This window comes from Polaromonas sp. P1_E11 (genome assembly GCF_056405995.1).
The window spans coordinates 1,384,685-1,396,935 of the sequence record NZ_JBFUBA010000001.1; the positions used below are offsets into that span (position 1 = coordinate 1,384,685).

Genomic DNA, 12,251 nt, shown 5'->3' on the forward strand with positions numbered 1-12,251 from the left:
CGGCGGGAAATGCGGATGCCGACATTGATGGCATTCCCCCCCGGGAATCACGGGCAGCGTGCGACACACCAAAACCGTTGCCGGTAACGATGAACGGCCAGGCACTGCGGGATTTCCCCGCTTCCATGGCGACTTCGCGCACAGGCCGGGTTGCCCGGATTTCTGGTTCATGCAGGGGAAAGCTGTCTAGAAACATGGCGGCGCCAATGAAGGCTTTGAGTGGCTGGATTTTGACTGTAGGTTCACGCCTGGCCACGATGCGTCAGCGGGATAGGAAATGTGTGTAGGACAAGCTCGAATCAGGCAGCACTTCCCTGGTTGGAGCTTCAATTCCCTGCTTCCGGCCGCTGTTTTTACCTGCGTCAGGCAACGAGGCAGGACATCAGGCTTTCGTAATCCACCGGTTTGACCAGGTGATGGTTAAACCCGGCCAGACTGGCAAGGGCTTTGTCTGTTGTCTGTCCCCAGCCGGTGAGCGCAATAAGGACCATGTTTTCAGCGGCCGGCTGCTGACGGATCAAGCGTGCTGCGTCGTACCCGTTCATGCCGGGCATTCCGATGTCCATGACGATAACGTCCGGCCTGTGGGCCCTGGCTGCGGCAACGGCGGCCACACCGTCATACGCCGTTGTTACTGCAAAACCGTCCATGCCAAGCAAAGCGCCCAAGGTATTGGCCGCATCCACGTTGTCGTCCACCACCAGGATTTTTTTGGCATTTCCGGACCGGACGGAGCCCGCCACTTGCACAGGCGCTACAGGCTGCCCGCCCTCCAGAACCACCGGCAGCGCCAGGACGAACTCACTGCCATGACCCAGGCCTTCACTGCTGGCGTGCAGAGTGCCGCCGTGCATCTCGGCAAACTGCCTGGCCAGGCTCAGACCGATCCCCAGGCCGGTCGGCGCCTCGCCAGGCACGGGCGTCTGGGCAAACAGGTCAAATATCTTTGCCAGAGAAGACGCCTCAAGCCCGATGCCGTTGTCGGCGACGCGGAAAGTCACCACAGGCCCCTCGACTTCCGCGCGCAGCACGATATGCCCGCCTGGATGCGTGAACTTGGCGGCGTTGACCAGAAGGTTGGCAACGCTTTGCACCAGGCGCGCGTGATCGGCATCCAGCAGATACGGTGCGTCCGGCTCCTGCACGTCCAGCCGGTGCTGCTTGCTTTCCATGGCGGAACCGGAAATCTCCACCGCATGGTTGATCACTGATTGCAGCGTGATCTGCCCCTTTTTCAGGGTGACCTTGCCGCTGGTGATGCGGGCCACGTCCAGCAGGTCATCCACCAGGCGCGTCAGATGCGCCACCTGGCGGTCCACCACATTGCGCAGCTGCGTGATCTGGCCCACCTCCGGATAAAGATGCTTGAGGATGCCCATGGATGTGCGGATCGGCGCCAGCGGGTTGCGCAGCTCATGCGCCAGCGTGGCGAGGAATTCATCCTTGCGCTTGTCGGCATCGCGAACCTGGTATTGCCTTTCGCGCGCCCGCACGGCTGAGCGGGTTGCGGTAATCAGGGCAATGGTGCGCACCGGCCGCTCCACCAGTGTCACGTTACCCAGGTGCTCGACCGCGCGCTGCACATCCAGTGAGTCTGCGCCGCTGCGTGTCAACAGCAAAATGGGTATGTCCGACCAGGTGGGTTGTGATGCGACGTATTCGGCCAATGGCCGCATGCCACTACCGCTGACGACTTCCTCCACCAGCAAGAGGGCGCCGGCACCCAGCGGCAATTGCGTCATAAGTTCGTCGCTGTTCGCGCAGACGATGCTGTGGATTCCCACCGACTGCAACACTCTGGCAGTCAGCGTCGCATCCCGGCCCGTGGGCGCACAAATGACGATTCGCCGCTCCACCTATCTTGCTCCGCGGGCAGCACCCACCTCAGGATCGTTGCCGAGGTAGACGGGCACCCCCGTCAGAATGCCGCGGAAGCCGCGCAGCGGCGCGCCGACATGGATGCCCTTGTGCGACATCGAGAATTCGCGGATGGTGCGCTCGTGCAGGCTGCCACGCTTTTTAAACACCGAAACGGCCTGCTTGACTTCACCGTCGTGCTCGAAGTAACGCAACATGAGCACGTTGTCGGCGAGGTAGCTGGCATCCACCGTGGTGGACATCTGGCCGCCCAGCATGCCTTGCTGAACGCCTATCAGGATGGTCACCACACCGCGCTGGCCCAGGTAGGTCAGCAATTCGTGCAAATGCGTTGTCAGAAAACGCTCGTCCGGCATGGCATTGAGGTAACCGTTGATGCTGTCGATGACGATGACTTTGCAGCCCCGGTCTGCGGCCCGGCACACCACGGTCGTGAACTCCCCGGGGGACAGCTCGGCCGGGTCAATCTGCTGAATGCTCAGCACGCCGCTTTCATAGGGCTCGCGGATTTTCATGCCCAGGCCGTCTGCGCGGTTCAGCAAATTGTTGGCCGCTTCTTCAAACAGGAACATGGCGCTGGTCTGCCCGCGCTGCGCCGCGGCAGTGACAAACTGGGCTGCCAGCGACGACTTGCCGGTACCGGGAGGCCCGGCGATGAGAGTACTCGTGCCCTCTTCCAGGCCGCCGCCAAGGAGGGTGTCGAGCTCGGTGAGGCCGCTTTTGAGCTGTTCCCGTTTTCCCATCACCCGCGACTCGGCCGCCACCAGGCGCGGGTACACGCACAGGCCCCCGTACTGGATGTCGTAGTCATGCAGGCCGCCACGAAAGGCGATGCCGCGGTACTTCACCACGCGCACCCGGCGCCGCTCGGCCCCGTAGTCCTTCACGGACTGGTCCAGCGTGATCACACCGTGCGCAATGCTGCGCACCTGAAGGTCTATGCCGGCAGCCGTGCGGTCGTCGAGCAACATCACGGTGCAGGAACGGCTGGCGAAGAACTGCTTGAGCGCCAGCACCTGGCGGCGATAGCGCAGCGGCGTATCGGCCAGCAATTGCAATTCGGAGAGGGAATCAATCACCACCCGGGTCGGTTTTCGCTCTTCAATCACGGACAGAATCATCTGTGTGGTGGTGCCCATCTCCACCTCCGAAGGGTGGAACATGGTGTATTCCGCCTCCGGCATCAGCAGGTTTTCAGACGGCAGTACCTCATGGATGTGAATGCCCCCCATGTCCCAGCCATGGGACTCGGCAACCCCGGCCAGTTCTGCAGCCGTTTCGGCCAGTGTGATGTACACGACGGACTCACCCTGCCGGGCGCCTTCCACCAGAAATTGCAGGCCGGTGGTGGTCTTGCCGGTGCCAGGCTCGCCTTCGATCAGGTAAATGCGGTCCTTGATGAGCCCGCCTCCCAGAATGTTGTCCAAGCCTGGGATGCCGGTTGAAAGGAACTGAAGCCCGGTTGAGGTCTTTGTGGTCATGGTTACAGGGATGCGGTTGTGAGCCAACATGGCACGGAAAGAACAATCCGCAACACCCCGTTAAAGAACGAAGCGGCTTGTAACACCTGGATAAATGGTAGCCAGCAGCCTCCAAAATCCCTGGTTTGCAGAGCCTGAGTTGAGCGTAGGACGACACGCCGTCCCTTAGTCTCCCATCAGCGTTGCTCCGCTGCCCCTCCGGGACGCCGCCGGAAGGCCCGGGGGTGGGAATCCGAGAATCAGTCCGGTTCACGGGTAAAGCACCAAAACAGCGGTTTTCAGCAGCGCCACCTTGAAAACAGGCCTGATTGCCTCTATGATTAGCACTCGATGGTATTGAGTGCTAACAAAGCACTGTCACACCACCAAGTTAACAGGCACTCACTTCTTTTGTGAGCCTTTTGATTCCTCTAAAACCATTGTTCTCAAACAAGGAGCTCTCATGAAACTTCGTCCTTTGCACGACCGCGTGATCGTCAAACGCGTGGAAAACGAAACCAAAACCGCTTCCGGCATCGTCATTCCTGACAGCGCCGCTGAAAAGCCTGATCAAGGCGAAGTGCTGGCCGTTGGCCCAGGCAAGAAGAACGACAAGGGCGAACTGAGCCCCGTGGGCGTGAAGGTCGGCGACCGCGTGCTGTTCGGCAAATACAGCGGCCAGACCGTCAAGGTCGACGGCGACGAACTGCTCGTCATGAAAGAAGAAGACCTGTTTGCAGTGGTCGAGAAGTAATCTCTCTTCTGCTATTTATTTGATAGCTGCTGGCGCACGTTATATATGGGCTGGCAGGCGATTTCATCCATAAACTTTAAGGAATCTGCATCATGGCAGCAAAAGACGTAATTTTCGGCGGCGAAGCCCGCGCACGCATGGTCGAGGGTGTGAACATCCTGGCCAACGCCGTCAAGGTAACCCTGGGCCCTAAAGGCCGTAACGTGGTTCTGGAGCGCTCGTTCGGCGCCCCCACGGTGACCAAGGACGGTGTGTCCGTCGCCAAGGAAATCGAACTCAAGGACAAGCTGCAGAACATGGGCGCGCAGATGGTCAAGGAAGTCGCTTCCAAGACTTCTGACAACGCCGGCGACGGCACCACCACCGCCACCGTTCTGGCACAAGCCATCGTCCGCGAAGGCATGAAATACGTGGCCGCCGGCATGAACCCGATGGACCTGAAGCGCGGTATCGACAAGGCCGTGCTGGCCCTGACCGAAGAGCTGAAGAAGGCTTCCAAGCCCACCACCACCTCCAAGGAAATTGCCCAGGTCGGCTCCATCTCGGCCAACTCCGACGAATCCATCGGCAAGATCATTGCCGACGCGATGGACAAGGTTGGTAAAGAAGGCGTGATCACCGTGGAAGACGGCAAGTCCCTGCAAAACGAACTCGACGTCGTTGAAGGCATGCAGTTTGACCGCGGCTACCTCTCCCCTTACTTCATCAACAACCCTGAAAAGCAGTCCGCACTGCTGGACAACCCCTTTGTTCTGCTCTACGACAAGAAGATCAGCAACATCCGTGACCTGCTGCCTACCCTGGAGCAAGTTGCCAAGGCTGGCCGTCCGCTGCTGATCATTGCCGAAGAAGTCGAGGGCGAAGCCCTGGCAACTCTGGTCGTGAACACCCTGCGCGGCATCCTGAAGGTTGTGGCTGTGAAGGCTCCTGGCTTCGGCGACCGCCGCAAAGCCATGCTGGAAGACATCGCCTGCCTGACCGGCGGCAAGGTCATCGCTGAAGAAGTCGGCATGTCGCTCGAAAAAGTGACGCTGGCTGACCTCGGCCAGGCCAAGCGCATCGAAGTGGGCAAAGAAAACACCATCATCATCGACGGCTCCGGCGCCGCTGCCGACATCGAAGCACGCGTCAAGCAAGTGCGCGTCCAGATCGAAGAAGCGACCAGCGACTACGACCGTGAAAAACTGCAAGAGCGCGTGGCCAAGCTGGCCGGCGGTGTTGCCGTGATCAAGGTTGGCGCTGCCACCGAAGTCGAAATGAAGGAAAAGAAGGCCCGCGTGGAAGACGCACTGCACGCAACCCGCGCTGCCGTGGAAGAAGGCATTGTGGCCGGCGGCGGCGTGGCTCTGCTGCGCGCCAAGCAAGCTGCAGGCAAGATCGCCGGCGACAATCCTGACCAGGATGCCGGTATCAAGCTGGTGCTGCGCGCCATTGAAGCCCCCCTGCGCGAAATCGTTTACAACGCAGGCGGCGAAGCCTCTGTGGTGGTGAACGCTGTTCTGGCCGGCAAGGGCAACTATGGCTTCAATGCAGCCAACGACACCTACGGCGACATGATCGAAATGGGTATCCTGGATCCCACGAAGGTCACCCGCACCGCACTGCAGAACGCAGCCTCCGTCGCATCGCTGATGCTGACGACCGAAGCCATGATTGCCGAGGCTCCGAAGGAAGAGTCCGGCGCTGGCGGCGGCATGCCAGGCGGCATGGGTGGAATGGGCGGCATGGGCGACATGGGCATGTAATACCTGCCTGAGCTTCTCGCTCCATCAAAAAGGGCCGCTTTCGCGGCCCTTTTTTTTATTGCCGCTTCATTTTGTACGAAAAATGTTTACACGCAGCAAGGCCCTTCGTCGGCCGCACCACAGTCTCTTCACAAAAATGGAATGGAAGATGCTGCATGCCGGCGCTAGCCGCTACCATGATTTCTCATGAGCCCTCGGATGACTTTCCTCACCCCGCGCGATGTCGCGAATACCACCCAAAAAATATTCATGGCGGCCGTCTTTGCGGCCTCTTCAGCACATGTTTTTGCACAACAGGCCGGAACCTGGTCCATCTCGGCAGGGTTCACGCGCATTGCGCCCTCGGTAGACAGCGGCAGCCTTTCGGCGCCATCCGGGACAGGCGTTATTCCAGATGCCAAGGTGGACGTCAGCAGCAACACCCGCTTAACCGCCGCAGTGAATTACATGGTCACTGATCACGTCAGCCTACACCTGCCGGTGGGCTTGGGTTTCAGGCATGACGTCAGCGGCGCAGGCGTGCTTACCGGTGTCGGCAAGGTGGCCGAGACCCGGGCTTTGCCCATCACGCTGATTGCCCAATACCGGTTTCTTGATGTCGACGCCCGGTTTCGCCCCTATCTGGGCGCCGGCCTTTCCTATGTGAAGTTCTACAAGGAACGCGGCTCGGCCATGCTGACTGCGTTGACCAACCCAGGGGGTCCTGCCACAGGCGTGTCTTTCAAATCGAAACTGGCACCCACTTTGCAAGTTGGGGGCATCTTCAATCTCGACAAAAAATGGTTTGTGGAAGCGAGTTATGCCAAGACCTTCCTGAAAACCCGCGGCACGCTCACGACCAACCAGACCATTGATGTGGGCCTTGACCCCAACTGCTTCACCTTGCAGCTGGGGTACAAGTTTTAATTTCACGCTTGCTTCCTGAAGCAAGATCGCACTTCGAATGCAGGCCCTCGTCAGGAGCGCAGGCCGCAAGGCTGGAGCGCAACGCGGATAAAGGTCCGAAAATTTTGTGCCGCTCTGCCAGGGTCGCGAGGCTAAGCGGCTCGGACTCCGAAGTGCCCGGGGTTAAGGCCCAAATAGATGCATGGCCTCCGACCAGGATTAAAACCGTCAGAAAAATCAGGGTGACCGGCCAAAACGGCCGTCGGCCTGCCGTCTGAACTCGGTAGGCGTCATGCCCTTGATCTCCAGAAAACGCCGGTTGAAGTTTGCAACATTGTTGAAACCGACCTGATAGCAGATGTCGGTGACGTTGTGGTCGGTCTGCATCAGCAGGTGGCAGGCGCTGTTGATCCGCACACGGTTGACGAAGTCGGTAAAGCTGTTGCCGGTGGAGCGCTGGAAGAAGCGGCTGAAGCGGCTCTCGCTCATGCCGAGCTCGGCCGCCACGACCGACATCGAGATGGGCTCCGCCATGTTGGCGGTAATGCGGTTGACGATGCCGTTGATCTGGTCGACCTGCGCGTCGCCATCAGCGCCCTGCGTGCCCTGCATCTGTACGCTCGACAGCAACCGGTAGTCCGTCCATTGCGCCAGGTCGGCCATGAACTCAAAAAAGTGGCCGAGGCGGCGCACGCCGCGCGCGGCCTTGATGTTGTCCCAGTGCGTCTGCGCCTGCTGCGACATGCCGAAGAACTCGATGCCATGACGTGCCCGTTCGAGCAGCTCCATCACTTCGCGCAATTCAGGAATTCCGGTTGCCGCGCGCTCGATGGGCTCGTGGTGGAACTGGATCACCCGGTCGCGTCCCGCAGCGCCGCCTTCGGGGGCGTCGAGCGAAATCCAGTTGTGCGGCAGGCGAGGGCCGCACAACACCAGATGACCGGGCTGAAACGGTCCGATCCAGTCGCCGACAAACGCTTTTCCCGAAGTCTCCGTGATCAGGTGCAGTTCATACTCTTCATGAAAATGCCAGCGTACCAACGGGCTCGGAAAGCCGTGTGCAAGACAGCGCACCAGACCGGTTTCAGGTGCCTCGTAACCCAGTGATGGGGAGCGCGCAATATCGCGCTCCAGCTCGGGTTGGCGCTGACGGGGGATCGGGCGTTTGGATGTGGACGTTGTCATGGCAGCCTGGGTCAGGACCGGGACGCAACGGCCTCATTGTCCTCCCGCACGAGCGCAGCGTGAACGGCTTCCAGCGTGGGCGGATCGGCACCTTCGCGGGTGCAGTTCAATGCGGCGGCCGTGGCAGCAAAGCGCATCACTGCGTGCCAGGCGTCGCCGCTCAGCTTGCCAAGCTGGGCCGGGTGTTCGACGTCATGCGCAAGCAGCGAGACTGAAAGCCCGGCCGTAAAAGTATCGCCCGCGCCGATGGTGTCGACCACCTCAACACGCGGTGCCGCCACGGTCAACGGCTCGTGCCCTGTGCGCCAGAGCGTGGCACCGCCGGCGCCGCGCGTGACGATGAACGCTCGGGCGCCGGCCCGCAGGCAATCGGCTGCCAGCGCATCGACAGGTCTGCCGGGCGCCAGCAGTCCGGCATCTTCGTCGCTGAGCTTGACCAGATCGGCCATCGCAAACCAGCTCATGACGCGCGCGCGGTAGGCTGTCATATCGGAAATCAGGCTCGGCCGCACGTTGGGATCGAACACAATCACACGGCGCCCGGCGTTGGCGGCCATCAGCCCGGTGATGCGCGCGGCAGCTGGTTCCTGCAGGAGCGCGATCGAGCCGAAATGCAGAAAGCGGCATTCCGCCGGCAACTGCGGCGGCGGTTCGGGTGCCCAGGTCGCATCGGCGCTGCCGTGCGTGTAGAAGGCATAGCGGTTGGTCTGTGGTGTGCGCTCAACGAAGGCCAGGGTCGACGGCGCGGGGCTGCGCAGGATGAAACGGGTGTCCACGCCGTTGCGTTCGAGAAAACGCATCAGGCGTTCGCCAAACAGGTCGGTCGACAGTTGCGTGAGGAAGCCAGTGGGCTGTCCGAGGCGTGCGCAGGCGACAGCCGTGTTGAGCGGCGAGCCGCCCTCGTGGCCGAGAAACGCCAGCGTGCCCGCCTCGCTGGCGGTGAAATCGATCAGGGCTTCGCCCGTGATTGCAATGCGCATGATGGATTGTCGGTCAATGCAAGGCGCCGTCGTCGGCCAAATCAGCTCATGACGTTGCCGCCATCGACATTCAGGGTCTGCGCCGTGATGTAACGCGCCTCGTCGCTGGCAAGGAATATGGCCGCTCCCGCGATGTCAGCGGGTACACCCATGCGGCCGAGCGGCACTTCGAGGCCCACGCGCCGCTTCTTTTCTCCCGGTGGCAACCCTTCTGCTCTGGCGAAGAGGCTGTCGACATGGTCCCACATCGGCGTATCGACCACACCGGGTGCAATGCCGTTGACGCGGATTCCATGCGGCGCCATGGCCAATGCGGCGCTCTGGGTATAGCTGATGACCGCGGCCTTGGTGGCGCAGTAGTGCGACACCAGGGCCTCGCCGCGCCGCCCGGCTTGCGAGGCCATGTTGATGACCGACGCGCCCTGAGTGCCGGCCTCGACCATGTGACGAAGCACGGCCTGCATGACAAAGAACATGCCTTTCACGTTGACGGCAAAGAGCCTGTCGAAAGAAGCCTCATCGCTGTCGAGCAAGGGCGCGAGATCGAATACGGCCGCGTTGTTGAACAGGGTATGAATGGGGCCAAAAGCGGCCTGTGCCTGCGCCAGCAGGCGCGCAATCGCCTGGGCTTCCGTCACGTCCGCCGCGATGTAGGCCACGCGGCCGGGATGACGTTTCTGCAGTGCCTGCACGGCTTCAGGCGTCGCCACTACCCGGTCGACCACGCTGCAGTGCGCGCCCTCGGCGATGCAGGCTTCAGCCACCGCCAGACCGATGCCGCCACCGGCGCCTGTCAGAAGCACATGACGGTTCTTCAGACGTTCGCTCATGTTCTTTTAACCCCTGAATTGACAAAACCGGCTACTCGCCCGATCGCGCCGCGCACGGCATCGGTCAGCCGGGTATCGCCTGCGGCACTCCCCCATAGCCCCGCGTCGGAGCACAGCGCGCGCACAGGATCGACAGCGTCGCAGATCGCGCGGGCCACGGCCTCGTCCATACCCTGGTCCTGGTAGGCATAGGGCAGCGCGCCCCGGTGCCAGCGCCGCAGGAAAACAAGGAACAGCGCAGGCAGCATTGCGACGCTGTCGATGGGCTGTCCCGCGGCGAGCCGCTCCCGTACCGTGGGCGCGATAAACCCTGGAATCTTCGAAAAACCGTCCGCTGCCACGCGTTGGTTGGTGTCGCGGATAGCAGGGTTGCCAAAGCGCTCGAGCACCACATCGCGGTATGCCGCGAGGTCGATCGGCCCGGGAGTGTCGGGAGAACTCAGGCAGGGAATCACGTCGTCGGTCACGTAGTCGTAGGCCATCTTCCGGATTACCGCGTGGTGTGTTCCTTCGTGAATGAAATTCAGCCCGACCAATGTGCCGGCCCACGCAATGCAGCTGTGCGTGGCATTGAGGATGCGGATCTTGGCCTCCTCGTAGGGCTGCACCGATTCGACCAGTTCCACGCCCACGCGGCCCCAGTCGGGGCGCCCGGCCGCGAAATTGTCTTCGATCACCCACTGGATGAAACTCTCACCAGTGATCGCGGCCGCATCATCCCGCCCCGTGGCGGCCTTGACGCGAGCGCGCAGCTCGGGTGGCGGACGCGGCGTGATGCGGTCGACCATCGTGTTGGGGCAGCGGGTGTTCCCCGCGACCCACGAAAGCAGCCCGGTATCGCCTGTGAGTTCGATGAATTCGCGCAACCCGGCACCGAAGCGGTCGCCGTTGTGGCGCAGGTTGTCGCAGTTGAGCAGGGTGACCGGGCCGGCCTGCGCCGCCTTGCGCGCGCGCAGGATCGCGCAGACGGCGCCGTAGATTGTCACGCCCGCCCCTCCTGCTTCGCAGCGGCGTGCGCGCTCAAGGTCTGCCGCGAGATCATTGAAAGACAGGTCCAGCCTGCCTTTCGTGTCGAGGTAGTAGCCTGCCTCGGTCACGGTGAATGAAACGACGCGCGTGGAGGGCGCCGCGCCGCGAGAGATCACCGCAGCCAGCGAGTCTTCCCAGGGAAGCACTTCGCGGATGGCCTCAATCTGTTCATAGCGGTACTCGCCGGCCGGCGATACGGTTTCCAGCGTGTAACGCCCGCCCTGTGCCTGCAAGGCCGCGACGACCTCGGCCATATCGGGCCGGATGTTGGCGCCCACTAGTGACCAACGGGTATCGCCCGCATCGATCAGCCGCTGAAGATAGACGGCCTGGTGGGCGCGATGAAATGAACCCAGTCCAAGGTGAAGCACCGTGAATTCCGAAGGCGCCGGTGGCGTTTGCGCAAGAAGCGCTGTTGCGAGAGTCAAGGGATTGTCCGAGGAAAAAAAGAAAATCAGGCCGGAACCGCACGGCCTTCACGGTTGAACAGATGAAGCACTGAAGGGTCGAGCTCGACCGCTACATCGTCACCTGCATGCAGCGGTGTCCGTTCGTTCTGGCGCGCTATCAACGGCACGCCGCCGACGTCGACGTGAATCAGGGTGTCGGCACCGAGTGCCTCGATCAGCTCCACGCGGCCTTGCACCCCCAAAGCAGCGGCCTGCTTCGGATGCACGCGCAAGCCTTCCGGCCGCACGCCCAGGAAACCATCGCTCGGCAGGCGCCCACCCGTGGCCGCCGAGAAGCTCGGAATCGCGCTCGCCGCCACCATGTTCATCGACGGCATGCCGATGAACTGCGCGACAAACCGGTTCGCCGGGTGGTCATAGAGCTCGAGCGGTGTACCGACCTGCTCGATCAGCCCGTCCCTGAGAACCACCACGCGGTCGGCCAGCGTCATGGCTTCGACCTGGTCGTGCGTGACGTAAATGGTCGTTGCGCCGAGCGCACGGTGCAGCTTGTGGATTTCGACGCGCGTATTGCCGCGCAACGCGGCATCCAGGTTGGACAAGGGCTCGTCAAACAGAAACACCTTGGGCGCGCGCACGATGGCGCGGCCAATCGCCACCCGCTGCCGCTGCCCACCCGACAGGTCTTTCGGTGTGCGGCCCAGGTACTGGGTGAGGTTGAGCGTTTTGGCCGCGTACTCGACCTTGGCCTGGATCTCGTCCTTCGGCACGCCCGCAAGCTTGAGCGCAAAGGACATGTTGTCGTACACACTCATGTGCGGGTAGAGCGCGTAGCTCTGGAACACCATCGCCAGGTCACGCTTGCCCGAAGGCGTCCAGGTGATGTCTTTGCCGTCCAGCAGCAAGTTGCCCCTGGTGATGGGCTCAAGCCCAGCGATGAGGCGCAGCAGTGTCGATTTTCCGCAACCCGAAGGACCGACAAAGACGATGAACTCGCCCTTGTTGATTTCAAGATCAACACCGCGGATGATTTGGGTTTCCCCGAAACTTTTCTCGATGTTCCTGAGTTCCAGATAAGCCATAAGTCAATTCCTT

10 protein-coding genes are annotated in these 12,251 nt (G+C 61.6%); 3 read left to right on the forward strand and 7 right to left on the reverse strand.

The features are described 5' to 3' along the window. Nucleotides 1-362: 362 nt before the first annotated feature. On the reverse strand, nt 363-1,856 hold the full coding sequence (locus AC1D11_RS06795) for a hybrid sensor histidine kinase/response regulator (RefSeq protein WP_477649279.1): 1,494 nt from the start codon (nt 1,854-1,856) through the stop codon (nt 363-365). Next, entirely contained in the window at nt 1,857-3,359 is a 1,503-nt protein-coding gene (locus tag AC1D11_RS06800) for an ATPase domain-containing protein (protein WP_477649278.1), read from the reverse strand. 442 nt (nt 3,360-3,801) lie between these two features. Between AC1D11_RS06800 and AC1D11_RS06805 the strand changes: the two genes are divergently transcribed. The 3 genes from AC1D11_RS06805 to AC1D11_RS06815 all read left to right on the forward strand — a co-directional run bounded on the left by AC1D11_RS06805 (nt 3,802) and on the right by AC1D11_RS06815 (nt 6,743). Then, nucleotides 3,802-4,092 carry a co-chaperone GroES gene (locus AC1D11_RS06805; RefSeq protein WP_007872916.1) on the forward strand — a complete coding sequence of 97 codons (291 nt, stop codon included), beginning with the start codon at nt 3,802-3,804 and terminating at the stop codon, nt 4,090-4,092. Between the two features lie 92 nt (nt 4,093-4,184). Continuing rightward, entirely contained in the window at nt 4,185-5,837 is a 1,653-nt protein-coding gene (gene groL, locus AC1D11_RS06810; protein WP_411877453.1) for a chaperonin GroEL, read from the forward strand. A gap of 198 nt (nt 5,838-6,035) precedes the next feature. Then, on the forward strand, nt 6,036-6,743 hold the full coding sequence (locus tag AC1D11_RS06815; RefSeq protein WP_477649682.1) for an OmpW/AlkL family protein: 708 nt from the start codon (nt 6,036-6,038) through the stop codon (nt 6,741-6,743). Between the two features lie 216 nt (nt 6,744-6,959). Here the strand turns inward: AC1D11_RS06815 and AC1D11_RS06820 are convergent, their stop codons facing one another. From AC1D11_RS06820 to AC1D11_RS06840, 5 genes are all read right to left on the reverse strand, one after another. Then, complete coding sequence (locus AC1D11_RS06820) at nt 6,960-7,907, reverse strand: AraC family transcriptional regulator (protein WP_477649681.1); 948 nt, start codon at nt 7,905-7,907, stop codon at nt 6,960-6,962. An 11-nt stretch (nt 7,908-7,918) separates the two neighbouring features. After that, a complete protein-coding gene (locus AC1D11_RS06825) occupies nt 7,919-8,887 on the reverse strand; it encodes a carbohydrate kinase family protein (RefSeq protein WP_477649680.1) in 969 nt (322 codons plus the stop codon). A gap of 41 nt (nt 8,888-8,928) precedes the next feature. Next, nucleotides 8,929-9,717 (reverse strand): L-iditol 2-dehydrogenase, encoded by a 789-nt coding sequence (locus AC1D11_RS06830; protein WP_477649679.1) that lies wholly within the window; start codon nt 9,715-9,717, stop codon nt 8,929-8,931. Beyond that, nucleotides 9,714-11,117 carry a D-arabinitol 4-dehydrogenase gene (gene dalD / locus AC1D11_RS06835; protein WP_477649684.1) on the reverse strand — a complete coding sequence of 468 codons (1,404 nt, stop codon included), beginning with the start codon at nt 11,115-11,117 and terminating at the stop codon, nt 9,714-9,716. Before dalD ends, AC1D11_RS06830 begins: the two co-directional genes overlap by 4 nt. An 83-nt stretch (nt 11,118-11,200) precedes the next feature. Continuing rightward, nucleotides 11,201-12,238: an ABC transporter ATP-binding protein gene (locus tag AC1D11_RS06840; RefSeq protein WP_477649678.1), complete on the reverse strand. Its 1,038-nt coding sequence runs from the start codon at nt 12,236-12,238 to the stop codon at nt 11,201-11,203. Between the last annotated feature and the right edge of the window lie 13 nt (nt 12,239-12,251).